19 protein-coding genes and 2 pseudogenes are annotated in these 25,808 nt (G+C 46.8%); 3 read left to right on the forward strand and 18 right to left on the reverse strand.

Annotated elements, in window-relative coordinates:
- The first annotated feature begins 262 nt into the window (after positions 1-262).
- Positions 263-1,114, forward strand: coding sequence for a tyrosine-type recombinase/integrase (locus tag AC0QUU_RS00005; RefSeq protein WP_474543715.1), 852 nt, complete (start codon positions 263-265; stop codon positions 1,112-1,114).
- A complete protein-coding gene (locus AC0QUU_RS00010) occupies positions 1,107-2,258 on the forward strand; it encodes an IS91 family transposase (protein WP_474543423.1) in 1,152 nt (383 codons plus the stop codon). The genes AC0QUU_RS00005 and AC0QUU_RS00010 overlap by 8 nt, the downstream gene beginning before the upstream one ends.
- Before the next feature lie 397 nt (positions 2,259-2,655).
- Here AC0QUU_RS00010 and AC0QUU_RS00015 read toward each other — a convergent pair whose 3' ends face one another.
- Positions 2,656-2,931 carry a PqqD family protein gene (locus tag AC0QUU_RS00015; protein ID WP_474543717.1) on the reverse strand — a complete coding sequence of 92 codons (276 nt, stop codon included), beginning with the start codon at positions 2,929-2,931 and terminating at the stop codon, positions 2,656-2,658.
- A 154-nt stretch (positions 2,932-3,085) separates the two neighbouring features.
- Positions 3,086-3,958 (reverse strand): metallophosphoesterase, encoded by an 873-nt coding sequence (locus AC0QUU_RS00020; RefSeq protein WP_474543719.1) that lies wholly within the window; start codon positions 3,956-3,958, stop codon positions 3,086-3,088.
- Positions 3,959-4,198: 240 nt separating this feature from the next.
- Here AC0QUU_RS00020 and AC0QUU_RS00025 point away from each other — a divergent pair, with 240 nt between their 5' ends.
- Positions 4,199-5,512, forward strand: coding sequence for an IS30 family transposase (locus tag AC0QUU_RS00025; RefSeq protein ID WP_087210550.1), 1,314 nt, complete (start codon positions 4,199-4,201; stop codon positions 5,510-5,512).
- Between the two features lie 321 nt (positions 5,513-5,833).
- Here AC0QUU_RS00025 and AC0QUU_RS00030 read toward each other — a convergent pair whose 3' ends face one another.
- From AC0QUU_RS00030 to AC0QUU_RS00105, 16 genes and pseudogenes are all read right to left on the reverse strand, one after another.
- Entirely contained in the window at positions 5,834-7,171 is a 1,338-nt protein-coding gene (locus tag AC0QUU_RS00030) for an MATE family efflux transporter (RefSeq protein ID WP_474545599.1), read from the reverse strand.
- Between the two features lie 73 nt (positions 7,172-7,244).
- On the reverse strand, positions 7,245-7,658 hold the full coding sequence (locus AC0QUU_RS00035) for a hypothetical protein (RefSeq protein WP_474543721.1): 414 nt from the start codon (positions 7,656-7,658) through the stop codon (positions 7,245-7,247).
- Between the two features lie 638 nt (positions 7,659-8,296).
- The gene (locus AC0QUU_RS00040) at positions 8,297-12,757 is read right to left on the reverse strand and encodes a LamG-like jellyroll fold domain-containing protein (RefSeq protein WP_474543723.1); all 4,461 of its coding nucleotides are present in this window, start codon (positions 12,755-12,757) and stop codon (positions 8,297-8,299) included.
- A gap of 241 nt (positions 12,758-12,998) precedes the next feature.
- Positions 12,999-13,571, reverse strand: a complete 573-nt coding sequence (bilS, locus tag AC0QUU_RS00045) for a flavodoxin family protein BilS (RefSeq protein WP_474545600.1) — start codon at positions 13,569-13,571, stop codon at positions 12,999-13,001.
- Positions 13,551-14,021: pseudogene (locus AC0QUU_RS00050) on the reverse strand (NUDIX hydrolase); the annotation flags it as partial. The pseudogene AC0QUU_RS00050 and the gene bilS, both read right to left, overlap by 21 nt.
- Before the next feature lie 45 nt (positions 14,022-14,066).
- Positions 14,067-15,857, reverse strand: a complete 1,791-nt coding sequence (locus AC0QUU_RS00055; protein ID WP_474543725.1) for an ABC transporter ATP-binding protein — start codon at positions 15,855-15,857, stop codon at positions 14,067-14,069.
- A complete protein-coding gene (locus tag AC0QUU_RS00060) occupies positions 15,850-17,664 on the reverse strand; it encodes an ABC transporter ATP-binding protein (RefSeq protein ID WP_474545601.1) in 1,815 nt (604 codons plus the stop codon). The genes AC0QUU_RS00055 and AC0QUU_RS00060 overlap by 8 nt, the downstream gene beginning before the upstream one ends.
- Positions 17,665-17,790: 126 nt before the next feature.
- Positions 17,791-18,498, reverse strand: coding sequence for a hypothetical protein (locus AC0QUU_RS00065; RefSeq protein WP_474543727.1), 708 nt, complete (start codon positions 18,496-18,498; stop codon positions 17,791-17,793).
- Positions 18,499-18,509: 11 nt separating this feature from the next.
- Positions 18,510-19,985 (reverse strand): AAA family ATPase, encoded by a 1,476-nt coding sequence (locus tag AC0QUU_RS00070; RefSeq protein ID WP_474543729.1) that lies wholly within the window; start codon positions 19,983-19,985, stop codon positions 18,510-18,512.
- An 80-nt stretch (positions 19,986-20,065) separates the two neighbouring features.
- Positions 20,066-20,320: a hypothetical protein gene (locus AC0QUU_RS00075; protein WP_474545602.1), complete on the reverse strand. Its 255-nt coding sequence runs from the start codon at positions 20,318-20,320 to the stop codon at positions 20,066-20,068.
- Positions 20,321-20,522: 202 nt separating this feature from the next.
- On the reverse strand, positions 20,523-20,927 hold the full coding sequence (locus AC0QUU_RS00080; protein WP_474543731.1) for a hypothetical protein: 405 nt from the start codon (positions 20,925-20,927) through the stop codon (positions 20,523-20,525).
- Positions 20,924-21,145 carry a flavodoxin gene (locus AC0QUU_RS00085; protein WP_474543733.1) on the reverse strand — a complete coding sequence of 74 codons (222 nt, stop codon included), beginning with the start codon at positions 21,143-21,145 and terminating at the stop codon, positions 20,924-20,926. Before AC0QUU_RS00085 ends, AC0QUU_RS00080 begins: the two co-directional genes overlap by 4 nt.
- Positions 21,142-21,887, reverse strand: a pseudogene (locus AC0QUU_RS00090) (iron-containing alcohol dehydrogenase); the annotation flags it as partial. The pseudogene AC0QUU_RS00090 and the gene AC0QUU_RS00085, both read right to left, overlap by 4 nt.
- Before the next feature lie 239 nt (positions 21,888-22,126).
- On the reverse strand, positions 22,127-23,872 hold the full coding sequence (locus AC0QUU_RS00095; protein WP_474543735.1) for a S8 family peptidase: 1,746 nt from the start codon (positions 23,870-23,872) through the stop codon (positions 22,127-22,129).
- Between the two features lie 79 nt (positions 23,873-23,951).
- On the reverse strand, positions 23,952-24,563 hold the full coding sequence (gene rbr / locus AC0QUU_RS00100) for a rubrerythrin (protein WP_474543737.1): 612 nt from the start codon (positions 24,561-24,563) through the stop codon (positions 23,952-23,954).
- A 74-nt stretch (positions 24,564-24,637) separates the two neighbouring features.
- Positions 24,638-25,654, reverse strand: a complete 1,017-nt coding sequence (locus AC0QUU_RS00105; protein ID WP_474543739.1) for a glycosyltransferase family 2 protein — start codon at positions 25,652-25,654, stop codon at positions 24,638-24,640.
- Positions 25,655-25,808 lie beyond the last annotated feature (154 nt).

Raw genomic sequence — 25,808 nt, forward strand, 5'->3', positions numbered from 1 at the left:
GATTGAACAAAATCGCTACGCGATGGCCTGTGCAAGCTGTCGCATAGCGTTTTTTGTTTTCTATACCAAAAACAGTGGAAAGTAAGTCCTGATAGTAGTATTGTTAAGTTACCACACCAAACAATCAAACAGGAGCCTCCCCACTGCCTATGAAAAGAATACCATTCCTCCGCCTGGTTGGCAAGCGGTTTTATGACACAAATGCACCTCCATATAAAGCAGCGTACCTGATTTACTACTGATTTTATATGGAGGATTCATTATGTATAAAAAATATATAGAACAGCTTGAAGAAGCCGGAAAAATCCGCAACCTCAAAGATCGTTCCATTCACTGTTATAAAAACTACGTTTCCTATTTCCTGAATTATACCAGCAAATGCCCGAAAGAACTTACCTGCCAGGACGTCAGGGATTTCCTGCTTGCCAAAAAAGACAGCGGACTCAAATCGACAACTCTGAATCTTTACAATTCTGCACTCCACTTTTTTTACCGGAATGTCCTGCACATCCTATGGGATGATACTATTGTCCCGCGTATGATTATAGAGCGGAAACTCCCTGCTGTACTTACATCTGATGAGATTGACCGTCTGCTGGAAGCTGTTGATGACATTAAATACAGAGCAATGTTTGCAACCATGTACGCTTCCGGAATGCGGGTTTCCGAAGTGATCCATCTGCATTATAATGACATTTCCCGTACAAATATGCAGATCCATGTGAGGGATACGAAGAACCGGATGGACCGTTATACGATCCTTTCCCAACGGTGTCTGGATCTCCTCACAGAATACTGGTTTGCAAAGGGCAGGCCATGCGGCATCCTGTTCCCGAATCAGTTTACCGGCAGCTATCTGTCTGTGGGTACCCTGGAAAAGGTGATGCGCCGGGCTGTATCGGACGCCAAGATTCCTGTAAAAGCTACACCTCACAGCCTGCGTCACAGCTTTGCCACCCATCTGATGGAACAGGGAGTAGAACGTCAGTACATCCAGGCGCTGCTCGGACATCGTGACCCCAAATCCACAGAAATATACCTTCATGTCAGCAATAAATCTCTGCTGGGGATCCAGAGCCCCTTTGACCGGAAAGAAGGTGCCGGTCATGAATAAACCGACAGTACAGGATATTTTTCAGCGCTTTTATCCTGCATATCTTGAGAAATATACCCCTTCTCCCGAACAGGCAAAAGTGGCCCGGAACATCATAAACTGCAAAACAGGGGCATATGGCGCAAATGTCAGCATCTGTGAAGACTGCGGTACTGTTCATATCCATTATAATTCCTGCCGCAACCGCTGCTGTCCCATGTGTCAGGCGGTTCCGAAGGAAAAATGGATGGATGCCCGCAGGGAGGATGTCCTGGATGCTCCCTATTTCCATCTGGTTTTTACTGTCCCTGATCTTCTGAATCCGGTCATTTACAGTAACCAGAAGCTCCTTTATGACGCCTTATACTATGCAGCGTCTGCAACGCTCCGCGATCTGACGGCAGATCCGAAACATCTTGGTGCAAAGGCTGGATACATTTTCATTCTCCATACATGGGGATCTGAGATGAACTTTCATCCTCATATCCATGCCATTCTGCTTGGTGGCGGCCTGACTTCTGACAATCAGTGGAAAGACAACGGAGAAAGCTTCTTCCTTCCTGTCCAGATCATTTCCAAAGTATTTCGTGGAAAATATCTGGAAGAACTAAAAAAGCTATGGGAAGCGAGCAAGCTGGTTTTTCATGGTACTGCCGAAAAATTCCGTAACCATTATGCCTTCAGGGAACTGCTGGATGCCTGTTATGGTACAGAATGGGTTCCTTATTGTAAAAAGACATTTCATGGCGCCCAATCCGTAATCAAATATCTCGGGAAATATACCCACCGCATTGCGGTCAGCAACCATCGGATCATCCGCGTGGATGAAGAAACCGTAACTTTTTCCGTGAAGGATTACCGGAATGAAGGGAAGTGGAAAGATCTGACTCTGTCAGGAGTTGAGTTTATCCGGCGTTTTTTGATGCATGTTCCTCCAAAGGGATTTGTCCGGATCCGGCATTATGGACTGCTCTGCTCCCGCAGCAAAGGTAAAAAGCTTACTTTGTGCCGAAATCTCCTCGGATGCAAGAAATATCTTTCCAGACTAAAGAATAAAGAGATGCCAGAGGTATTGGAGCTGCTTTATGGCATAAATATCTGCGTATGTAAAGTCTGCGGTGGACGCATGGGGAAACCACAGCTTAAAATTCCTCAAAGGTGTTAAGTATATCATTCTTTCATATTTTTTCAGCCTCAACGTTTGAGGTTTTGTTGTTGTGCCCATCAATCAGAAAATGGCTAATTACTGTAGATTCAGAAAAGGAATCTTTTCTAGCGCCCTGGTATAATCAGCGTCAGAAGCAAAAGATTAAAAATCCATAGAGACTGGTTGCCCGGCCGCTTACTTTGTTCAATTAGGTCAAATCGAAAATGGTGCAAACGAAGGGGCAGTTTACTGTAAAGTTTATAAACTGCTTTTTCGTTTACACCATCATCGATTCTAACCTAACGAATTTATCTGACTTACGCTTTATTTTATCGGACGCAAATAGAGGAATGGCTTTCTCATTTTTCAATGATAAACCATTCCTCCATAATATCCGTATTCTCTTGTCTGCTTTCTATGTCTCCTCCGTGTCCAGTACTCCGCCCTTTTCCAGTGTATCCAGAAATTCCCGGATATCCTCTTTTACCGTTTCCTCATCCACATCATAAATATCAAGAATTCCCTGCGTCAAATCTTCAAATGTTACATCTGACTGCAGCATCTTCCACAGTTCAGCTCCTACTTCATTTACCGTTATCAACCCATTAAATGTCAGCGCCGTCTTCCCGGTAGGTATTATTACATAATCTCCCGCGATCTCCCGCAGGACAAACTCTTTCTGTATTTTCATTATTTTTTCCTTATTCGAACATATAATATACGTGTATATTTTACACTACCATAAGTAAGTATGCAATAACTAATCATTACAGTCAATCGGCAAATAATTACATTTTCCCACTCCCTGTCTCCCGGTTTCAGACTGGTTTATTTGCCGGTTCTTATCATCTTACTGTCACTACAGCAATCTCCGGCGGATTATTAAACCTTGGCAGTTTCTGTCTGTCGCTTCCCAGCCCGCTGGTAATAAACATCTGCATATTTCCTACTTCATATGTTCCATGTACATATTCCGGAAACCAGCCCTGATCGCCGCCGAACAGTCCGCCCTTAAATGGAATAATAACCTGTCCGCCATGATTATGCCCGCTGATTACCAGATCCACGTCCCACACCACGCTTGCATCGCCGAATATAAAACTGTCCGGCCGATGGGAAAGCATAATTTTCAGCCGGTCTGTATCCTGAAAATCTGTCAGAAAATCTTTAATATCTTCCGGCGCCGCATCCGCGTCATTATTTCCGTTTAATCCGAACGCATAATCATAGAGACCGCCCAGGCGGACCGGCGTGCCATTTACTTCAATATCCCGGTACTCTTTATCCAGAACTACCGCGCCCGCTTCTTCCAGCTCTTCCTTCAGACCGGCATGTCCGTTTTCCATATAGGAAATCTCATGATTTCCAAGGGCATAGTATATCGGCGCCGTATCCGCCAGCTGCCGGATCAGCTCCAGCGGTACGGACGCGTCCTCCGACTCTGCATTCAGCATATCTCCATCCATCAGGATAAGGTCCGGATCTGTCTGACGGATCTTTTCTGCAAGCTTCTCATTTTCTTTTCCGAATTCATGGTCATGCAGATCTGAAATAACCACAGCACGGAAGGGAGTCCCGTTTTTTCCTGTATCAATAGAATATTCTCTTGTCACAATAAGATTAACAGATACCCAGAGACTGATCAGGATATATGCCAGAAAAATAACTATAATACTGAGGATTACGATTAAAGCCGTTTTCTTCTTTCTCCTTTTCATTCAAAATATTACTCCTTCTCCTTCTATAAGATGAATATATCCTATACGTTCAGTATTATACCACTTTTTCCAGAAATAAGCGAAAAAACGGAGGCACTGTCAACGGCGCCTAAAATGAAATTTTAAATTCCACCCCTCTAAGGGACAGTAGAGTTTACTTCTGCACAGTTGATATTTACTCTTTCATATATTCATGGTATGGTTATCTCTCCTTCTGACAGCAGTAGAAGGAGGCACATGATGAGTAAATATATTCCTGGTAACCAGAAACATCTTACCCTCGAAGACCGTATCTATATCGAAAATGAACTGAACAAAGGCACATCCTTTAAAGATATTGCCAGGTTCCTGTGCAAGGACCCTACCACAATCTCAAAAGAAGTCAGGGCTCACCGGCTCTCGGATTGGTATCATAAAGGGACTTTCTATAATGCCAAAAACTTCTGTACCCACCGCTATCACTGCAGGAAGACAAATGCCTGCGGAAAGATTGTCCTGTGCGGCATCAAATGCGCATCCTGTCCTACCTGTAACCAGACCTGCAAAGACTTCGAAAAAGAACGCTGCTCAAGGCTTGACCGGGCTCCCTATGTCTGCAACGGCTGTACGAAAAAAATCAGTCACTGCACGATCGCCCACAAATACTCTTATAACGCCAGGTTTGCTGACAGGAAGTATCGGGAAACACTTCGGGATTCCAGAACAGGGATCAACATGACGAAACGGGAACTTCACGAAAAGGATCTGATCGTTTCCCCTCTGATCGAACAGGGACAGTCCCCTTATCATATCCTGACAAACCATCCAGAACTGGATATGTCCGTCCGTACGATGTATTCCTATCTTGATCAGGGACTCTTTACGGCACGTAACATAGATCTGAAGCGGAAGGTCCATTTCAAGCCAAGGAAGTGCCATAAAACACAGATCACGGACAGAGCCGTCTTCACCAACCGGTTATATCGCGACTTTTGTTCCCTCGGTCTAACAGACTATGTTCAAATGGATACCGTACATTCGTCCAGGGAATCAAAAAAGACCTTGCTGACTATGTTTTTCACCAAAGAGAAGCTCTTCCTCGCCTTTCTGATGAACCGATGCACGAAAGGCGCTGTCCGTCTTGTTTTTGACCGTCTGGAAAAGCGTATGGGAACTTTTGAATTCGCTTCCGTGTTTGAATATATCCTGACGGACCGGGGCTCTGAATTTGGTGACCCGGATGCTTTGGAGACCGGTGTAAACGGAATACAGCGTTCCAGCATTTATTACTGTGACCCGATGCAGAGCGGGCAGAAGGGCGGACTGGAGCAGACACACACGATGCTCCGGATGGTTCTGCCGAAAGGCACCAGCTTTGAGTTTCTCACACAATGGGATGTCAATCTGATCGTGAACCATATCAACTCTACTCCCAGGGAAAGCCTGGATGGAAGAACGCCATACAGCGTTGCATTGGAAACGCTGGGAGGAGAGGTCTTAAACGCATTTCAGCTTAGGCCGATTGCCCCGGATGAGGTAAATCTGACACCTAAGCTGATCCGCTTTAATCACTAATCAACTGATCGAAATCTGCTGTCAGACTGGAAGTAAACATTTCACATTTTTTAGATGTGACCGGTGGAATTCAGTCTCGCACACTATTTTTCAGCGGTCCGTTTCCTATGCCCAGAAATCAAGTATTTTTCGATGAGTTGAGCTAATTATAGCAGAAAAGAGGATATTTTGCTCAAAAATCTTCTGCAAAATCGGCAAAAAACAAAGTGTGGTGGAATTTAACTCTGCACTGGAATTTAAAATTTCAAGTTAGCACTGTCAACGGCGCCCCCTGACTTTCCTGCAATTTACACCTCTGTGCATTTGCCTGAATCCCATATCTTATCCCCGCACACTCTGCAGCTGCTTTACGCATTTCTTCCTTACAAACCAGAAGCACACGGCCTGCATTGCAATTGTAATAATCCAGGACCCCGGATAAGAGATAAACAGGAAATGCAGAGATCTGTGCTGCGGAAAGAATCCGTAGATCCACACAATCCTCGTTCCTACCGTACCGATCACGGACAGAATCATAGGCACCGCGGAATGTCCCATTCCCCGCAGAGCGCCCGGTATCAGATCCATAATGCCGCACAGGAAATACGGCACTGTAGTAATAGACAGTATTTCCAGACCGCACTGAATTACTTCTGTCTCTGTCGTATAGATCCGCAGGATCTGAGAACCGAATACATATGCTCCCACGCCCAGTACGACAGATACTCCCGCGGACAGCAGCATGCAGTCCAGAAGCACCCGGTCCATACGTTTCTGTTTTCCCACACTGTAATTCTGGCTGGTAAAGCTCATGCACGCCTGTGTCACTGCATTTACGGCCGCATACAGAAATCCCAGGATATTATTTGCCGCCGTATAGCCTGCCATTGCCGTGGAACCGAAGGAGTTCACAGACGACTGCAGCAGTGCATTGGAGAAATTGATTACCGTGCTCTGAATCCCGGCCGGTATTCCCACCTGAAAAATCCGTTTCAGATAAACCCAGCGAATCATAAGTCTGGAGAACCGGAGCTGATAACTTCCTTCGGATTTATACAGGCAGCGCAGAACCAGAATACAGGATATCATCTGGGAAGCCACCGTACCGATGGCCACGCCTGCGACACCCAGAGGAATCACGATCACCAGCAGCAGATCCAGTACCACATTGGTCAGCCCTGCGGCAATAAGGAATACAAGGGGGCGTTTTGTATCGCCCACCGCTCTCAGGATCGCCGCGCCGTAATTGTACAGCATGAAAAACGGCATTCCCATAAAATAAATTCTCATATAAACTGCAGACAGATCAATTACATCCTGCGGCGTAGACATCAGAGACAGAGCTGTTCTGGACATTCCCACTCCCACAAACGCCATGATAACGCCGCTGATCAGCGCCAGAGTAATGGCCGTATGTACTGCTTCTGACATCTCTTTGTCCCGGCCTGCCGCGAAATATCTTGCCGCCAGCACATTTGCCCCGAGAGAAATCCCGATAAACAGATTCGTAAATATATTGATCAGCGCCGTCGTCGATCCCACCGCCGCCAGCGCCTGACTGCTGCTGAACCTTCCCACAACAATGATATCCACCGCATTGAACATCAGCTGAAGGATACTGGAAAGCATCAGGGGCAGAGAAAAAGAAATCAGTTTATCCATGATTGATCCGTTGCACATGTCAATCTCATATTTACTTGTTTTCACAAAAACCCCTCCACTCATTTTCTATTCACTTTTCGCCCTGCCTATCTTACTGCTTTCTTTTCTCTGGGTCAATACCCAGTCCGATCAGACCTCCTTTTTCCTCATATCCGGTATCCCACAGGTCTTTCAGTCGAAATATGGATGCTTTTCCGTATGTGGCGACGGTAATCCACATGCCGTCGCTTCTCTCCTCATACCCGTAACACAGGAACCAGTGCCATACAAAGTCCTTATAATATGCCTTTTTATGCCGCAGCATAAAATAAGGTACAGGATATCCCCGGTCGATGTGTCTTCTGATAAATGTCTCCGCGCCGCGATAGTCCTCTGTTCCCGGAAATTCTTCCATCCTCAGAGAGTGCTCCCCCATATCGGACAGATAGCTTCCGAATCCTTCCGTAAACATCCAGAGCTTATTCACTCCGTTTACTCTTGGCCTGAGATAGGGCTTCATCTTCATGGGAAAATCAATATAATCCTGTTTTGTATCCTGATTTCCTGCTTTCAGAATTTGTCTGTCCCTTGTTTTTCAAAACGCCGCATTTCGCATTTCCGTCACAACAAAATTTCCGATCAGTTCCAATCCTTAATTCCCGGTCCGGGCCAGCCACTATCGCCTAAAAACCATGTACCACTGTCCCCGAATATATCATCCCTCTCCTGTCGCGAACCTTTTCTAAGTGACTTTAATCTGACTGATACGGTTAAATATCAATTCTTCTTGCTTTTAACCGTATTATCTCATCTATTTCTACGGTCAGAATCAAGCTTTGCCTGTTTTTAACCGTAATATCATCTGCATTCATACGGTTGAAATTAAGTCTTACTCATTTTTAACCGTAGGCCCGCCTGCATTCTTACGGTTCAATTCAAGCTTCTCTCCTTCTTAACCGTAAGCCCGCCTGTATTCTTACGGTTCAATTCAAGTTTCCTCCTTCTCAACCGTACTTTCTCCCCCATTCTTACGGTTCAAACCATCCCCCTCCCCGTTCTCAACCGTACTCCCACCAAATTAATATCAAGTAGGAACCCAAACAGCTGAAAAGTAAAGAACAGCCGGGATGCCCCGGCTGTTCTCTTCTTTTGTTTTACGCTGTATTACAGCTGTTTTCTTCTCTTTTTCTCAAATATGACAATTGCTGCCGCTGATGCTGCCAGAACTGCTGCCCACAGCAGAATCGGGCTGTCGTCTCCTGTCTGTACTGCTTTCTGCTGATCATCATCCTGACTTCCGGAGCCGCCGGATGATCCTGATGTATTATTTCCGTTCTGGCCGTTCTGATCATCCTGTCCGCCCTGGTCATTCGAATCGTCTGTATTTCCGTCCTGGCTGCCGTCTCCATCCGGATTTTCTGTATCTCCGTCCTGACCGCCGTTGCCGCCCGGGTTATCATTTCCGCCCTGGTTTGCCAGATTTTCCTCCACTGCGGCGATTGCATCCTGAAGGTTGGTCACTGCCAGTGATACTTCTTCTTCGTCCGCTTCACTGTCGGCATATACGTTCTTAGCTTCTTCCAGTGCGATGTTGAATGTATCTGCCACTTCTTTGTCCACGCCGGTCAGATCCATTCCTTCTGCCGTCTGAATCAGCGCTTCCAGCAGTTCTTTGCTCGGTTTGAGACGCAGCTGGCTCATTGCCGTCAGAAGCTCATTCCATGCACTGTCCACTTCCTTCTGCATGGCGTCCGCATCGTCCATAACTGCTTTTGCCGCGTCGAGCGCTGCGGTAAATTCTTCCTGGCCGTCGCTTAAGTATTTCTCCAGGTCAATTCCTTCCGCAACATCAATTACCTTTTGCAGGTTGGTCTTGTCTCCCTGCTTAAAGGAGAGATACTGCATAATATCAATCAGGTTCATCCAGCTCTGGTCCACCATTTCCTGTGTCACTTCCGGATCACCTGCCTGTGCTCTCTCAAGAATACCCTGCGCTTCCGCCTTGATCTGATTAAACCGCTCGACAACGGAAGGTACTGTACCCTCTGTATCTGCTGCCTCCGCAAGTTCCAGGGTCTTCTCCAGCACCTGCGTATCAACGGTTACAGTCTTTTCACTGACATTGACCCAGATCGGATTTGCGTAGAAGCACATACTGCTGTAATTGTAATCATTGATTGTGTCAAATCTTGTCTTGTTATCTGTAATGCCGGAGTAGTCCGGATCCGGAAGAGGATCTCCGTTTTCATCTACCTCAGTTACTGTTGTTCCACGGAGGCGGTAATAGCAGTTCTGGTCCGCGTCTGCCGTAAATGTCAGAGTGTAGTAACCATCATCGCCTTTTGCCCCTGCCAGTTCTTCTTTTGTAAATGTCTTTACAATCTTCGCGTCACTGCTGATCTCGCCGTACTGATCTTCGCTTACTTTTCCGGTCACGCTGCCCGCGATCAGATCCACATGATCAAGCTCCGGTGTATTGTCTGCATCGATTCCGGTATCGGTTCCGTAAAGTGTCTCATAATTGTTCTTTTCCGGAACTTTGAATTTTACAGTTACTGTGATTTTATCGCCTTCTGTGGCATTGAGCTCGCCGCCCATTGTAGCGCTGCTGTCTCCGGCCGCTGCTGTAAAGCTCAGGTCGGAAATCAGGTTTCCGTATGTAGAGTAGCTGTTTCCGGAGCGGAGTCCGTCTACCACATCACTATAATCATAGACGCCGTCCTCTCCCGGCTGTACATATACATTGTTTGAGGAATATTCACTTGCCCAGTATCCGCTGGAGTACTGCTCGTCCGCGCTTACCTTGAAGTGGAAGTCAGAGTTGGCGAAGTTATAGATCTTTCTGCCTTCTGACAGAAGAGAATCCCACACGCCTCCGGTTACGGCAATCATCTCATCCGCGCCGTTCCGGATATCTCCTGCCGGCAGTTCCGCACGTCCGCTGCCGGACATCTGGTTTCCGGGCATTCCTTCAAATCCGAATACAACATCCGGCGCCGCGTCATTGAGACGTCTCAGGTTTTCGATGGTTACCTGTCCGCTGCCGCCGTTATGACGGGACGGGTGGTTCGGCAGAAGGTAGCTGTCCGGATAGTTTTCCTGAAGCCATGCCGCTGCGTCATATGCAGTCTGGGGATCTCCACTGCCGCCCTGACGGTCGCCCCATACGCTCTGCTCGTCCATGTCATCTGCTTTTTCGTCCAGTTCATACAGAGAGGTGGGATCATCTCCGCTGCCTGTGCTGGCGTATTTCCACTCAAACTCATGAACGCCGCTGATAGATACTTCTCCGTCTTCATCCAGAATGCCGACGGACGCATGATCCAGTCCGGGCATATCCCATTCAAATCCGCTGGAAATGATTTTGTCTGTATAAAGTCCCTTTACTCTCAGTTTCTCAATCTCCCTGATCTGGGTCTGAAGAGCGACATAGAACGCAGTGTTGTACTTTCCGTTGCCCTGTCCGTCAACTCCGTTATAGGACTGGCGGAGATGGTCGGCCAGTCCGAGGAAATCAAACTCGCCGTCGTCTGTCAGAGCAGATAATTTTGCCGCCGGATCCGCTTCGCCGATTACAGCTTCATTACGGAAGGCTGCTCCAAGTACATTTTCAAGAGACATATAAGTTGAGGTCGCGTCTTTTGACTGGCCGGTATGGGTATGATACTCACCCTTCATATATCTGCCGTCGTCATCCGCCGTATTGTCCGCGATCTCCATTCCCGGGAAACGGGAGTCAAAATCAAGGCTGATCTCTCCTTCATTTCCGTCTCCGGTCATGAAGTTTACATCAAAGAAGCTCTTCTCATTCTCCGGCAGTGACGCTGCGTACGGAGAATAGGTTGAATAGTAGATCTTATCTGCGCTCTCGTCGAATTCCAGATAACGGAAGAATCCGTTTCCGCCGTTATAAGCGAACTGGTAGTCTGTCAGAATGCTGATTACCGGCTGTCCGTTTGTATTTTCCAGCATCTCCACGCCCGAACCGTGGCTGTGTCCGCCTACCATCATAAATACCTGATCATAGTCTTTTACAATATTCCAGAGTCTTGTTCCCTGTGAACTGAGCGTAATGGAACTTGGCTCTGTCTCAGAACAGTTCTGAAGGTCGTGAGTTGTTACAATGGTCGGGCAGTCCGGATATTCTTCCAGAACGCTTCTGAGCCACTCTTCATCTCTCGAATCCCATGATGTATTATTATTCTGCCCGGAGCCGCTTCCTGTACATGACAGAGAAATCACAAGGTAATTATAGCTGCCGCCCTGTACGAACATGTAAGAGCTGTTGCCGTCCCCGTTGGGTGAATTTGTCAGATACCAGGACGCTCTTCTTAAAAAGCTGGTACTCTTTCCGGAAAAGCTGTTGTAGTAGTTATGGGTTCCGCTTGCCCAGCCGTCATGATTTCCCATCTGAACAAGGAATTTGATGCCGGCGTCCGGAAGCTGGTAAAATACATTCCGCGCGGTAACATACTGCGCATCATCATTGTTATCGTCAACTACATCGCCCAGATGGATTACGCCTTTGACATTCAGTTCATCCGCTGTATCAATCAGGCCGTCAACTGCCGCGTCCATAACGTCTCCGCAGTATTCTACCGTATTCTGTGTATCCGGGATCAGGACGATATTGTAGTTGTCCTCATTTTTCAGAGTGTAGCTTTCATTGCTTCCGTACTCTCCCAGATACTGCTCCGGATTCTCCACAAGCCACTGGCTTTTATCCAGGCATCCTTCGGAGATTCTTACTTCCTGAAGATTGCCCTGAAGGAACTTATCCAGCGTCTGTCCGCCTTCCTGCCACCAGCTGGATCCGATACGGAAACGGCCGTCTTCCGGATCTGCGTACAGACCTTTCATATCATCGGAAACATAATCACGGAATGCCTCGCATCCGTTTACATATGTACTGATCTCATGTCCGTCGGAAGTAACGGCAATGTGATACCATACACCGCCTTTATCCATTGTTACGGACCATGCCGCGTTGGACATCATGTGGCTGTCGTCCTTGTTTGCCGCAATAAACTGGATCTCTTTACAATTTGAGACAGAGGTAAACATTGTTCCCTGCTGCCATTCGGATACAGAATCCGCTCTTCCCTGTCTGGCAATCAGACTCATCCAGGAGTCTGCTGTAGTCCAGTCTGTGGGGAAGTAATAAATAAACTCCATTGTATATCCGTTTTCAAAAGTTTCTGAATTAATCGCCGCGTCGTCTACGGTGATAAAATCGGCTCCCGCGTTGCTGCTGTCGCCGTTAAATACCATACTGCCGTCTCCGGTCATACTGTCATCAGAAAATGACAGGTACTGTGTCCAGTCGGCTGCTGATGTATCTTCTGTAGGCTGTTTGCCGGTATACAGCTGCATTCTCAGATCATTGTCATTCCCGCTCTGATCGGCAATGACAAGATTTCCGTCGGCAATAGTTCCGCTTTCCACCCCGCTTTCGCTGAATTTCCAGTCTGCTACTACCTCCGGCGCGCTTTCAGCCTGAGAAGTTTCTGTCTGATTTTCTTCGGCATGTACAAGGCCTGCCGGAACTGTGCCTGCTGCAACTGCTGTGCAGATTCCTGCTGCGAGAAATCTTCTGGCCCATTCCCGCACACGTCTCTTTTTCATCCTTTCTCCTCCTTCATCCAGTTCATATTTCTAATTGTGCCGGAGTAATTTTAGCATACCGGTTCCGATGGAAATATCATCATTATGTAAAATCTTTGATACAGTTCTGTAAAGTAAAAAGGACTTTCCTGCATCATACAGCAAAGTCCCTTTCTGAAAATGTCTTTGTTTTTCTTCTGGTTTCCAGGTCAGACGGAAGATTCTGACTCCCGGTTCCCGGACATGTCTTTCTGCGCTCTTCTCACTGCCGCAGCTGTGCAACCGCATCCCCAAGCCGTCCCAGATCCGCCTCATCCGGATGAGACAGAGCGCTGTCAAAATTCCGGATCATGCCCTTCACCCTCTCATCTTCCGGATTCTGCTCCAGCATGGCTTCGTAGCGTTTCCGCACGCTGAAAGGCATCTTGCCCTGACACATGTAGCGTCCGGCCACCGTGCTGTCAGCAGGAAGGAAAGCCGCCGCCCGGTCCAGGATCCGGTCAAAATATTCCTGAGCCCCGCCGAATCCGGCCGTTCCGAAAAGGAATACCGTCCTGCCGCTCAGAGTTCCCAGAAACTGCTCCATCTCAGCGCTGCAGCTCCCCTTGTCCGTCCAGAATCCCGCGTATATTATTTCCGCGCCGTCCAGACGGCCGGATATGTCTTCTGAAGGCGCTCCGAAGTATACACAGTTCTCCTCACCTTTTGCCTTTCGGATTTCTTCCGCCAGAAGAGCCGTATTTCCTGTAGCGCTTGCAAAGACTACCGCATATTTCCCGCTGCTCTTCCGGTTCTTTCCGCGCTCCTCCTCCAGATCAAGGGGCGTCCCGTCCAGAGCCGCATATTTCAGAACATCCTCTGTATCGTAAACAAGCTTAAGTGAAAAGAACTCCCTTCCCTCATCCAGCAGGCGGAAGAAGATCTTGTCTCCCTCCCAGAGTTCCAGATCATACAGTCTCTCCTTCTCCACCCATTCCAGGTCTCCTTCATCACAGGCAATGGGCTCCCCTTCAAACCCGTCTGCCGTGTACAGGGACATGTATTCCACGGTATCCGCTCCGTACACAAAGGTTACAATCCCCCTGTATTTCCAGCTTGTCAGCGTATATCCGGTTTCTTCCTTCACTTCCCGCAGAAGACATTCCTCCGGACTTTCCCCGTGTTCAAAATGTCCTCCCACGCCGATCCATTTATCCTTATTTACATCATTCTCCTTCACTGTGCGGTGAAGCATCAAATATTTTCCGTCTTTTTCGATATAACAGAGTGTGCTTTCTTTTGTCATTGTATCCGTTCCTTCTTTCTTATGTCTGAAACTTTGCGTTTCCTCTTATGACGCCTCGCTTGTTTCCGCAAACTGGCTCATATAGAGTTTCTTATAAAATCCGCCCTGCCTGAGCAGTTCTTCGTGTTTCCCCTGTTCGATGATCTTTCCGTCCTTCATGACAAGAATCCGATCCGCCTCCCGGATGGTAGACAGCCTGTGGGCCACAATGAATGTAGTCCGTTCCTCCATAAGACGGGCAAATGCGTTCTGGATCTTAAGTTCTGTCCTGGTATCTATGGAAGATGTGGCTTCATCCAGAATCAGCATCGGCGGCCTGCACAGCATAACCCTGGCAATACACAGAAGCTGCTTCTGTCCCTGGGAAATGCCGCCTCCCTCTTCTGTGATCCATGTATCATAGCCGTCCGGCAGACGCATGATAAAGCTGTGAATATAGGAAGCCTTTGCGGCCTCGATAATCTCATCCATCCCCGCGTCAGGCCGTCCCATGGCAATATTGTCCCGGATCGTACCGGTCTTCAGCCAGGTATCCTGCAGCACCATGCCGTAGGCCGCCCGGAGGCTGTGCCGGGTCATCTGATCCACCGCCGCGCCATCTACTTCGATCTTTCCCTTATCCACATCATAGAAACGCATCAGCAGATTGATCAGCGTGGTCTTGCCGCAGCCGGTGGGACCTACAATGGCAATCCTCTGCCCCGGCTTTACATCCAGATTAAAATGCTCAATCAGCTTCCGGCCCGGCAGATAGGAGAAAGACACGTCCTTTGCCGACACATATCCTTTTACATCCTTCAGCTCCACTGCATTCTCCGGCTCCGGCGTCTGGGGTTCCTCCTCGATCAGCTCAAAGATCCGGGCAGCGCAGGCAATGGCGTTCTGAAGCTCCGTCACCACTCCCGAGATCTCGTTAAAAGGTTTGGTATACTGGTTGGCGTAGCTTAGAAAACTGGACAGCTGCCCCACAGTAAGAGCCTGATGGATAACACCGAAAGCTCCCGCGATACCGACTCCCGTATAAACCAGACTGTTTACAAATCTCGTGGACGGATTTGTAATTGAAGAGAAAAATGTAGCCCGCAGAGAACTGCTTCTGAGCCGCTCGTTTATCTCGTCAAACCGCTCTGTTACGTCTTTTTCTTTTCCGAACATCCGGACGATCTTCTGATTTTCCACCATTTCTTCAATCATCTCCGTCTGTTCTCCCCGGATCTCAGACTGGAGCCGGAACATATCAAAGGTCTTTTTTGCAATAAATCCTGCCACAAGGAAGGAAACCGGCGTAATGAGAACTACCACAAAAGTAATGCCCACATTTACCGACAGCATAAATCCGAAAGTTCCCACAATGGTAGCCACCCCGGTAAAAAACTGAGTAAATCCCATCAGAAGCCCGTCCGCGAACTGATCCACGTCCGCGATCACGCGGCTGACCACATCTCCCGCCGGATGCCCGTCAATGTATTTCAGCGGCAGAATCTCAATCCTGCGGAAGGCCTCGTTCCGGATATCCCGCACAACCTGATAGGTCATTTTATTGTTGCACACATTCATAAGCCACTGGGCAAGGGCTGTGATCAGCGTACACACGCCGATCTGAATCATTACCCGGAACACCGCCGGAAAATCCACCTGTCCCTCTGACACAATATAGTCCACCGCCTGTCCGGTCAGTTTCGGAATATAAAGAGTCAGCGCCACACTCAGAGCCGCCAGCAGAATGGAAAAGATAAGGAAAATCCGGTACTTTCCAAGATACTGCAGCACTTTTTTTATTGTTTTTATCTGATTTGCTTTCTTAATCTGTTTGTTCTTTTTCTTCTTGTCAGCCATTTGACACTGCCTCCTTCGGGAACTGGGAATAGTAAATCTCCCGATAAACCGGGCAGTTTTCAAGCAGCTCTTCGTGGGTGCCCCGCCCCGCCAGCCTGCCGTCGTCCAGCACAAGAATCTGATCTGCATGCCAGATAGATGCCGCCCGCTGGGAGACAATAAATACAAGAGGCTGCTCCTTCATCCCCGCGATAGCTTTCCGGAGCGCCGCGTCCGTGGCAAAATCCAGAGCGGAAGCGCTGTCGTCCAGAATAAGGATCTCAGGCTTTCTCACCAGCGCCCTTGCAATAGTAAGACGCTGCTTCTGTCCGCCGGACAGATTCCGTCCGCCCTGTTCCACCTGCGCGTCCAGTCCGCCTTCTTTCTTTCCCACAAACTCTGCCGCCTGGGAGATCTGAAGCGCTTCCTGCAGTTCCTCATCTGAAGCCTGCTGATTTCCCCAGCGCAGATTGTCCCCGATCGTCCCCCGGAACAGCACCGCCTTCTGGGGCACGACTCCGATATGGGCCCGCAGGCTGTCTGTCTGATATTCTTTCACATCTCTTCCTTCCAGACGGACCGTTCCTTCTGTGGCGTCGTAGAAACGGGGAATCAGATTTACAAGGGAAGATTTCCCCGATCCGGTTCCGCCGATGACGCCGATGGTCTGGCCCCGCTCCGCCTGGAAGGAAATATCGGTCAGGGCCTCCCCTGCCGCTCCTTTATACGTAAGAGAGACGTGAGAAAATTCCAGGAACGGTTTTCCCTGATTTTTCCCATTCTCCTGCTTTTCTTCTCTCTCCGCCTTCCGGTCTGATTTTCCGGCTTCTCTTCTGGCTTCTGCCTGATCCGCAGAATTCCACTGCAGGCTTCCGTCCTTCATATCCGGCTTCTCCAACAGCACCTTCTCGATCCGGTTGGCGCAGGCCACCGCCTTTGTCACTGTAATAATCAGGTTGGCCAGCTTTACAAGTTCCACCAGAATCTGAGACATATAATTTAAGAGGGCCACAACTTCTCCCTGGGTCAGGTCGCCGATATTTACCCGCACCGCCCCGACATAGATCAGCACAACTATAGCGCCGTTTACGATTACATAGGTCAGCGGATTCATAAGCCCTGAGATCCGCCCGGCAAACTTCTGGGCGTCGGTCAGCAGCTGATTGGCTGTATAAAACCGCTCTCTCTCCTCATTCTCCTGATTAAAGGCACGGATTACTCTGGCGCCGGTCAGATTTTCCCTGGTAGCCAGCAGGACCCGGTCCAGTCTTGCCTGTACTTTCCGGTAGAGGGGCATGGTGATCAGCATAACCCCGAACACAATAACGGACAGCAGCGGTATGGCCGCCACAAACACAAGGGCAGCCTTCACATCCACGGTAAAGGCCATAACCATCGCGCCGAACACGATAAACGGCGAGCGCAGAAACAGGCGCAGCACCAGATTGACGCCGGACTGCACCTGATTGATATCACTTGTCATTCTTGTAATGAGGGTGGAGGTACCGATGGTGTCCATCTCCGTAAAGGAAAAATTCTGAATATGGGCAAAAAGAGCATGTCTTACCCCCGCTCCGAAGCCTGCCGCCGCCTTTGCCGAAAAATACTGGGCCGTAATGGAGCAGACCAGCCCGATCAGACCCAGGGCAATCAGCAGAAGACACATCCGTATAATATAGCCGCTGTCTTTTTCTGCAATGCCCACATCAATCACAGCAGCCATTACAAGCGGCACAAGCAATTCAAAAGACGCCTCCAACATCTTAAAGAGAGGCGCCAGTATGGATTCTTTTCTGTATTGTTTCAGATAGACAAGAAGTGAACGCATATCATTTCCCCTTTTCATTTCTTTGTCTATCTTAACATATTTCCTGCCGGAAGGACAGGCGAACTTCCTCGCATAAAGTTTCAATCAATACAATGCGATTCATAATACAATCAACAGAGTATATCATTATTGATATGGATTTTTATCAAAGTAAATATATAAATTTGTATGTCTTTCCAGCGAATGTACCCCTTCTTTTATGTATCTCCAGGAAACCGGATAAGAATCTGGTACGCCATTTGCCACTTCTTCCTTCAAAAAATCAACAAATAATTTTTCTTTTCCTTGAAATTCCTCGTAAAATGCATCTGCATATTCGCCTTTCAATTCATCATCCAAATTCTGTTCATTATATAAAGCATGATCTAAATTAGATGACATAAAATAGCCAATATAAGGGATCCCTTTAATATTGTCTAAACTAAGTAAATAGTCCATCATTTCTCTTTTTACTTTATTTCTGGCAATTACACTCTCTACATTTTTGCAAAATATTTTATCAGGGGTATAAAAAAACTTTGAAGAATCCCCTGCTTCTATTGCTTCATCTGGTATATATGTTCCATCTGTATCAAAAATATGGACAATTTCCCAAATATCACTTTTCTTTAATTTCTTATCTTTTCTATACTCTTCGACTTGTTCATATATCAAATTTTGGACATTTAACTTGTTCACATTTTTATCACTGGTAATGTCCCCGTCCATGAATTTAAAAACGATATCCTTATATTGATAAATTTTTTGGATTATATTTTCTAACGCTTTTTTATCTGATCTGCCTTCTACAATAAATATAACCGCCTTTTTTGTTTCTACTTTCTTCCTCGTCATATTGCATTACCTTATTTATCTACTTCTTGAAGTTTTTTTCGAAAGGCTTCTGAAAAATTAATCTTTACCTTTCTCTCTGGGTGACAGGCTTTTCTAAAGGCATATCCTATGGATTGTAAATCCGCTTCATCATATAATTCTTCTTTTTGTCCTCCTACTGTAATTGTTCTAAGATAAAAATCACGCGGGTTATGATTTTTTTCTTTTCCTGTCAATCGTATATATCGGTTTTCCGGATTTATCGTGGTGCAAATAATATTCTTTATACTTAATTTTTCAAAAGCACGTAAATTATGAGATGTAAATATCAACTGTCCTTTGGCTTCATCGTTAAGCACACTTAAAATTTCACCCAACAAATATTCAAAAATACCTGAATCCAACTCATCAACAACCAAACAAATTTGCGGATAATTATATAAAGCGATAAGATAATTTAACAATGAAATTATTCTTTTTATACCTTCAGATTCATATCTCGTAAGAAATTCTTTCTTATCTCTTACTGAATACACCTCAACAAAAATTTTTTTATCCCCTTCTTCATCCGGTTCTTCAGCTATATTCCTTAATTCTATACTCAAATTAGGTATAATTGCCTTTAGTGCAATATTAATCGCTTCAATCGCCGAATTTAATTGAATAAATAAACTTTCCGGAATTTTTCCCTTTCCATTCATTACCAACGGCAAACAGCCCTGCATCACGAAATAATCATTTTCCGCATGAATATTAACAGGTAATACTGCATTCCTATTTATGTCTGCCAGCTGATTTACCTTTACAACTTGAAAATATAATTTTCCAAAATCTGAGAGTCCTTTAATAATAGTGGACAATTTCTCCTCTTCTATATGCTTATTACTTCTCCCCGCAAATTTATTCAAAAACAAATCATTAAAGAAAATTGACACATTTTTCTGAGCACAAAATACTGCTAAATTTTGTAAGCCTTTATTTAATAAAGTATCCTCAAATTCTTTCTTATGCTCAGATTCAAATTCAACTGACACATCCTCTAAAATAAAATCCGTATTATAATAAGGATTAATAAATTTTAAATCTCTTTCCGTTTTCCATGTTGCTCCACGCGACCAATAAGTAAGCTTTTCAGAAGCAAGTTTTATTTTATTTTCATCATGATCTACATTTAGTAAAACTTCATAACATATTTTATACTTCGTGTTCTGTTGTTCCATGTAAAAATACGTAATTATTTTTGTTCCCTTTTCAGAATCAATAAGACCTTCATATGGTTCATAAGGAATCTCTTCACCTGCTAATATATTTTTTAAAATATCCAGAGCTTCAACCATAGCAGTTTTTCCGGAACCATTTTGTCCATAAATTCCCACAATATCTTTGCATTTTATTTCCGCATCTCTTTCGACAGAACTGTAATTCATATAACGAATTTCGCCATAATTTACATTTTTGAAATAATGCAGTTCATTTTTTATTATCCTGACTAAATTGTTATTATCCATAAAATCACCTCTCTATTTACAGTTCAGTTTTATATTCTCCAATTATATCAAATTCATACAAAATGTCCAGTTTTATATTTTTATGTCTTAAATATTTCCAAGCAGCCTCTCCTCCACACACAATATCCCGTACCCCGGCTGTGCATTCGGCCACTGGTCATCCCCCGGCACTTCCCGGGCTCCCCGTACAGATAGGGGGCTTTGCCTCTTACAATCCCCCATTCTATCAGAAGAGCCGCGCTGCCGGTGTGCTCGCCGCTGCTTTCCTCGTTTCCTATGCCCACGCAGATCACATTTTTCCAGCTGCCCGCAATATCGTTGAGAAACCGCTCCATCAGGGAGGTTCCGTCATGTGTTCATTATAACTAAGGGAAAAATTGAGCTGCTCTCATAGTAAAAATGCACGGGTGCTTTCCGCTTCCCGCGCATTTTTACAATTTTCTGTCTGTATTTTGTCTATATTATATACGTTTATTTCCCGAAATATCCTGCGATCTTCTGCATCCGCTCACTGGCGCTTCAATTCCGGATCGGTCATTACTGCCCAAAGGATTTCAGCATCCGGAACACAAAAGCCTCTGTCAGCTCATAAATAGAACCTTCTGCGATTTCCACTCCGGCAATCCGCATCGCCTCCAGCTGCTTTTCCGTGTGACAAGTATAGAGATGCACGCCGAATAAGAACGGAAAGAAAGCATATAAAAACTGCTGTATACTCTCTTTCGGCATTGAAAGGAAAAATTTTTCAAGGCATCTGCCCACAGCATCAAAAGCAACTGCGTAGACTTTCTTAAATTCCACCAGATTTTCCAGACGGCTGTTTACTTCCATGTCATAAATATTCATGGACAGCAGTTTGAGCATCGTACGCCGTTTCTCCAGTATCCGCGCCATAGTCCCGGCGAACTTCTCCGCGCTCATGGAATCATTCTGCTTCATCATTTCTTCCAGATCGAGTATCCACGCCTCATGTTCTTTCTGAAGCAGGGCGAGAAAAATTTCTTCCTTTGTCTGAAAATAATTATAGATCGACGTTCTCGTTCCGCTTCCGGACAGTGTTCCCGCATACTCTTCTGTGCCCCGCCGATACCGCTGCCTCCGGAAGTAGCGAACGGGATCAACGTCTTCCCGGAAAAATATGCAACTAATATTTTTTTCATTTCATACTCTCCTTTAATATCTCAACAATCTCGTCATGCTCCAATACCTTGTATCCGCCCGGCAGGATAATCGTGCCGCCGGCGATTCCCTCCAGCATTTCTTCTGTGGCTCCCAGATCAGAAATATTCATGACCAGCCCCAGTTCATTCATCCACGCCTCCATTGCGTCAAGTCCTTCCTGCGCGGTCTGTTCATCCGTCTTTCCTGCCGGATCGATATCCCATACATTCACGGCAAAGCGTTTGAACTTCTGTACGCCGTAAGGCAGAATATACCGATAATAAGGCAGAGATACAGCGGCAAGCGTCATACCGTGAGTCGCATTGGTATAAGCGCCCACAGACTGACCGATCATATGCACCATCCAGTCTGTTGATTTTCCTCTGGATACCAGAGTATTCAGAGCCCATGTCGCCGCCCACATAAGATTGCTGCGCGCCTCATAGTCCTGCGGATCTTCATTCGCTATACGGCTGGTGTGTACTTCGGATTCAGGATGGCGAACTTTGGCATGATCTTCTCATCAGCGAACACATGCCCGATCTTCTGATGAGTATGCGGGTTCTTGATCACCGCCCCTGCATTCATCTCTGATCCGGTCCCAACCATGGTCAGCACGCAGCCCACCGGCAGCGTCTCACAAGACGGCTCTTCAAAACGTATATAATACTTCTCCCACGGGTCTTCCCCGCAGTTAACGGATACAGAAACTGCCTTGGCATAATCACAGACTGATCCTCCTGTTCATTTTGTTTCTATATTTTTATTCTGACATAGTGTCATTAATTGCAATACACCATTATTCTGACACAGTGTCAACATTCTGTTGAAAATTTATTTCCTTATGTGTCAATATCCCCTCTGCCTTCAATAAAAAACACCCGCAATTACTGCAAGTGCTTTTTTATCCGCTTATCATTATACTGATAAATTATGCCTGTCACAGTACATCTGTTCAGCCGATAATCCCCAGGGGCTTCTCAGCTGTTCGGCAGGCTGTCCCTGACACACAGTACCCCGTACCCAAGCTGCGCGTTCGGCCACCGGTCATACCCCGGCACTTCCCGGGCGCCCCGCCTGAGATACGCCTTTACCTTCTCCCCGTACAGATATGGGTCGTTGCCCTGCACGATTCCCCATTCCATCAGAAGGGCCGCGCTGCCGGTGACGAAAGGCGCGGCAAAAGATGTTCCTGTATTCTCCCGGTAGCCTCCGCCGGGCACCGGAGCAGTAATCCGCACTCCCGGCGCCGCCAGATCCGGTTTTGCCCCTTCCCCTTCATAAAGGGAAACCGGCCCTCTTCCGGAAAAATCCGCATAGGAAAAAGTCAGAGCGTCATAGGCAGCCACGGTAATGACCAGAGACGCTGTGGATGGAATCGTCAGCGTGGTGTCAGGAGAGGGCCGCAGGAAAGCGGTTCCCACATTGAGCACATTCTGGCTGGGCAGCCACATCTCATAGGAGCCGTCCACAATGTGCCGGGGAGTCAGGACAATCTGCCATACTCCGCTTTCAATATAGGATGACTCCGGAAGCAAAGAAATGTAAATCTCCTGCTTTACGCTGTATGGCTTTGGCTCCCCATAATACAGAAGAAGTTCCGTCCCTCCCAGAAACAGCCGCTGAGGCCCCAGAATTTCCTGAATGGGGCCTGCCCTCATGCCTGCCGGGCTGATTACGGAAATGTCCATCTCATCCACATAGGATTTCCAGATCTGTACGTTCAGACCGGTCTCTCTTGGCTGGACAGCAATCTCCACTTTTTCCTCTTCCTCATCAGATACCTGCCCGCCGGTATGCCCGCCGCTGCTGCCTTCATTTCCGGTTCCCACACAGATTACATTCTTCCATGTCTGTGAAATATCATTGAGAAATCGCTCCATAAGGGACGTTCCGTCATGGGAGCCGTATGTATTTCCGAAACTGATATTCACCGCCACCGGTTTACCCAGCCTCAAAGCAGTGCGTACAATATAATCCACTCCCTGCATCAGTTCTGTGGTTCTGGGAAAACCATCCTGCCTGGGCGAATTCATTTTCACTACAATCAGTTCCGCGCCGGGTGCTGCTCCCCGGTACCTTCTGCTTTCGCTGCCCCGGCCGTTTCCCGCGGCAATGCCCGCCACCGCTGTTCCGTGTCCGCTCAGATCCCGGCTGGGGAGCAGATCCAGCCGTGCCGCGGGATCCGTTTCCTGAAGCGCCCGGTTGATCTGTTCGCCGGTAAATTCACGGCCCAGATTATATCCCTCCGGCGGATTTCCGGGAACCGACTGATCCCAGAGCGCTGCAATCCGGGTGGTTCCGTCCTCGTTTCTGAAATCCGGATTGGCATAATCAATACCGCTGTCTACAATTCCTACCAGCACACCCTGCCCGGACAGTGAAAAAGGCGGAGCCTGTACCGCATCGATACAGGATGTCCGCCTTCCGTTTTCCGCCTCAAAAAACAGACTTTTCGGTTTTTCAATAAAGTCCACCTCCGGCAGTCCCGCCAGCACTTCGATCTGAGATTCCCTTACAATTACTACTGCATACCCGTTCAGCAGCTCTGTAACAGAAACAGACACTTCTCTTACCCGGTCCAGGGAGGCGGAATATTTTATGATCAGCTCCCATTCATTTGCTTCTGTTATATACCCCACATCCAGTTCCTGCGATTTCCGGAGTTCCTCCGGCGTCGCGTCCAGCGCCAGATTCAGCAGGTTTTCCATTTTCTGGCTCAACATCTGTCTCCTCTCCATTATACAAATACACTTTATTCCCTCATCTCTGCCGTCCGTTTTTATGCCTGCTTCTGTTTCTGTGCTATTTCCCCGGCGTCTCCACCTTATAGCATGCAAGCTCATAAGGAATAAAATATCCTTTCTCATGGCGGCATACCGGGCAGAGCTCGGGGGCCAGTTTTCCTTCATGTATATAGCCGCAGTTGGTACACATCCATTTCCGCACTTCCGTTCCTTTATACCAAGTATCATTTCCCAGCATCTGCGCCAGTTTCCCGAAGCGCTGCTCATGGATATGCTCCACCTCCGCGATCTGGTAAAATGCAGAGGCCGCCTCCAGAAAGCCTTCTTCCCGTGCCGTGTCGCCGAAAGCCTGGTATACATCCGCGTATTCCTCATGCTCGTTGTGCTCAGCAGCCCGCAGAACCACCTCCAGACTTTCCTGAGGATCTACCGGATATGTGCCGTCAATATGGACAGACTCTCCGGCCAGAGATTTCAGCAGATCATAGTACCGCTCCGCGTGGGCTCGTTCCTGGTCTGCCGTATATCTGAAGATTTCCGCGATGGTATACATTCCTTCTTTGTCCGCGCGCTCGGCCGCGATAGTATACCGGTTCCGGGCCTGGCTCTCCCCGGCAAACGCCCGCATCAGATTTTCTTTTGTCATACTCTCTGAAAAATTAATAGCCATGATACATATTACTCCTTTACTTTTTAAATAGTAATATGCGCCATGGCTGAAAAATTATTCAAATTATGGAATTTTTAATTAAATCCGATCAGCCTTCTCGCGACACTGTATGCCAAAGAAGATACTTTCCGTCCCGGGCGTCCCGGCAGGTTCATGGTCTGACCCAGAATACCATATCGGATTTTTATATAAGTTTTATAATCTTTCTTCTTCAGATAAGCCCAGAGTTCCTTTTTCTTTACAAGGTTTTCCGGCTTCTTTGAACGTATGCACAGAATGGAAGATACGGTCATCATAATCGCGAGGTAATTAATCATATATTTTCTGAGCTTTTTGCTCGTAATCATTTTCAGCTCATACATCGCGATCATGGTCCTGGTAACAAACAGCTGCTGGTCAATCCGGCTGATCATGACTTTTTCATTAACCGACTGATCCTCGCGCCCGATAAAATATCTGTAGAAATCCACATTCAGATAGTACAGGGTGCGCACATGGGGCAGCGGATAATACACATAAATGTTGTCCACATAGAAGGTATGCTTCGGAAGTTCCAGCTGACACAGCCGGAGCATCTCTGTCCGGTAAATCACTGAATGCATCAGGATATACTGATCCAGGTGGAATCTGCCGATATCATCCCAACGGAAGATCTGGTTCTCCGGAAGCACGTTATCATACCGGATAACTTTTTTCTTTGTCATACCTACCTTCTCATATACGTAATTTGCAATCACCATATCAACCTGGGTATCAGTATCTACAAACCCTTTTACTGCTTCCAGAATCTTCATCAGAGAATCTTTGTCCACCCAGTCATCGCTGTCCACAACTTTAAAATAGTGTCCCGTGGCATGGGCAAGTCCGCAGTTGACTGCATCTCCGTGCCCGCCGTTTTCTTTATTGACTGCTTTGACAATTGTCGGATACTTCGCGGCATAGCGCTCCGCAATTTTCTGTGTCCCGTCTTTTGATCCGTCGTTTACTACGATAATCTCCACATCTTCTCCGCCTTCCAGTATGGAATTAATGGCTTTTTCCATATAGGCTTCCGAATTATAGCACGGAATGGCGAATGAAATATATTTCATAACTCTTTTCCTCCTAGTATGAGTTTACGGATAGTATACCATTATTTTAAAGGTTATTCCATGTGTATTGTAAATTTTATTTTTTTCCGATATAGTAGATACTAGAAAATACATCCCGGGCGGGATCGTTTCTGCCCGGAAAACAGGAGGTAAC

Source organism: Mediterraneibacter sp. HA8405 (assembly GCF_056148955.1).